Source organism: Bacillus sp. SIMBA_074 (assembly GCF_046534555.1).
Classification (GTDB): domain Bacteria; phylum Bacillota; class Bacilli; order Bacillales; family Bacillaceae_G; genus Bacillus_A; species Bacillus_A mycoides.
Window position 1 is genome coordinate 1 of record NZ_JAWRYM010000796.1, and the last position, 257, is coordinate 257.

Consider the following 257-nt stretch of genomic DNA (forward strand, 5'->3'; position numbering starts at 1 on the left):
GACGACCGCCTCCGCCGTCTCGGGCAGGGCGTTCGCGGCGAGGCTGCCGCTCAGCTGTGTGACCGCCGTCGTGGTGCGGACCATCGCCCGCGTCTCGTCGCTCAGCCGGCCGAGGACCGTACGGAGGAGGGGCTGCAGCCGGCGTGCGCGGGTGAACACCGCGCGCAGCGGACCGGTCGCATGGGCGCCCAGCATCTCGACCATCTGCAGGGTGGTCTCGCTGAGCCGGGCCGGGAACGGCCGGGCGTTGAGCCGGG

Annotated in this window: 1 protein-coding gene; it reads right to left on the minus strand. The window is 75.1% G+C overall.

The features are described 5' to 3' along the window. Positions 1 to 257: hypothetical protein (locus SB773_RS32945; protein WP_410594622.1), on the minus strand; the 257-nt coding region annotated here is incomplete at both ends.